The 2,130-nt window shown below is 42.6% G+C and carries 1 protein-coding gene; it reads right to left on the bottom strand.

Going from position 1 to position 2,130, the window contains the following annotated elements:
* Positions 1-153: 153 nt before the first annotated feature.
* Complete coding sequence (locus tag KB557_RS10925; RefSeq protein WP_255134141.1) at positions 154-1,806, bottom strand: transposase; 1,653 nt, start codon at positions 1,804-1,806, stop codon at positions 154-156.
* Positions 1,807-2,130 lie beyond the last annotated feature (324 nt).

The following is a 2,130-nucleotide window of genomic DNA, read 5'->3' as shown; positions in this document are numbered from 1 at the left end:
CCTTCCAAGTCATGAAGTGTGCCATACATCGTAGCCTCAATATGGCCTGGATCTTCCCAAATAAATGAGTCGGTACTGACGCTGCTTGTGGAGGAAGCGCTCGTGGTGGTGAAATAGGCTGTATTAGTATCATCTCAAAAAATGGGGGTAGAGCTAAGGTAATAGGAAGGACCATCCCAAATTGAGTTCATTAGCCCGTGATGAAACCAGGTCAGCTAAAGGTTTGATTTGGTTTGTGCCGGAAATACGGTCAACAAGATAGTGGTAGAAACTCAAACCCAGCTTTTTAGTTGTTTCCGCCAAGGTCCCAAAAGTATCCCAGGACTTCACACCATCCTCAGTACGTGGTCCGAAACTGACATCCCGTTTTCGTACTCTCTGCCGTACTCCCAGTTCAGACGCATTGTTATGCAGCGGCAGTTCGGGATATTGCAATACCAGTAACAAACTATCTTTCTTGGCTTTGGTTTTAGCAATCCTTTGATCCAGTGCGTCATATCCAGTGTTGTTTGAGAATAAGTCATCAAATGCAGTCTCTAATCGCAGACGTTCTTTCACTGTAGGTAGTTGGCAGTAGTCCAACAACTGGTGATAATACTCCCAGTATTGCTTCAGAAAATCATCCAGTAATTCGCGATGCAATGGAATCACAGGCATCAACTTCTTGTAGTGTCTGCCGTCATGAACCCAACACAACATCATCTCCTGGCCCAACCAGTTGAACTGAGGCGCATCATCACAAATTAATGCCTTTACCACTGGATAATCTTTTTGCGCATGATACGCCGCGACCGCTGAAGCATCGAGCATCGTTTTGTGTTGCTGTTTGCTCAATTTGGGTAAACCTTCTTCCAGTCGCTCTAGAAATGCCGCCTCTTCCCAATCCTGTTCGCTTTTCCAACTCTGTATTTTTCTCCAAGCGGCTCTCGACCAAGGGATGCTTCTCAGGTATAAGATCGTTTCCTCATTCAACCGAAATAGCCGTTTGCGTCCATTGTTGAGTACATCCAACACACTCAGCCGTTCTTTACTCGCTCGGGTATGGTAGCTGGTGTAGACTGGATTACACACCACATGGCAATGTTGATTTTGTCCATCAACTCGGGTCAAGGTATCGTCAGTCTGTTGCCAGGGACTGCTCTGCAATCCTGCTTCATACAATGCATCCTTTTCTGTATGGAAGCTGTCTTGCTTTTTGATCAGCAGGTTCGATATTTCCCCTGCTGAGATCTGAATGCCCACATTCTCAAAGAATTCCTGTATCTTCGGTTCGCTGGTTCCTATGCCATAGTAAAAAGCCAAGGTCAGAGCTTTGATCCCCGGTCCGAATTGACCTTCATATCCCCTCGGCAGTTTGGCCAAATAGGTCTTCCCGGTCGAGGCGGCATAATATTTCTTTTTGTGGAATAGAATATTATCTGTTCGCAGCAAGATGTCTTGGACCACCACATCTTTATATTCCTTGAACTTCGCATCTTTGGGTAAAACTGATAGATCCACATCAACTACTTGTTCCCGGTCAATCTGGATTTTTGCATTCTTACTCTTCTTATGCCGTTGGCGCGATTTATGTCTTTCGTTTTCAGAGGAGTGATTATTCGGTGCCGGTTTTGGCGTATTTCCTTTGATATTGGGTTTGCCTTGTTCCCCCTTCAATCGGTTCACTTCATCTCGCAAACGTTGAATCTCAATTTGAGCATCTCGCAAGTCTGCAGATAATTTTTCCACCAGGTTTAATAACTGCCTGATCAATTCCCGCGCGTTTTCATCTTGTATGGCGTTTAGATCAAGGTTATCTAATATCATAAAGAAATTTTAACAGCCTATGCGAAAAATTAATAGGCTTCAGTTTTTTTTCGGTTTCCCCTATTTATTGAGATGATACAATTTTTGTTTATTTAGTACTTACTTTTCGTATTTTGTTTGATATTTACAAGGTCCCATCAGTGAAAGCCAATAATCCAAAAAGTGCGAGCGTATCAATTTGCCATTTTTGATTCTTTGAAATTTTTTTTAACCATAATTTAAAACAAATTTGACATATTAATTGGTTTTGTTATTGACGATTGCGTCTCACTTTTCAATATCAGTATTACTGTTTTTAGGTAACAGGTTCACCCATAGACTGGC

The organism is Synechococcus sp. Cruz CV12-2-Slac-r (assembly GCF_024346075.1).
In the GTDB taxonomy this organism is placed as follows: Bacteria; Cyanobacteriota; Cyanobacteriia; order PCC-6307; family Cyanobiaceae; genus Synechococcus_D.
The sequence above is the reverse complement of the archived record's forward strand: the minus strand, read 5'-3'. Positions and strand labels throughout refer to the sequence as shown.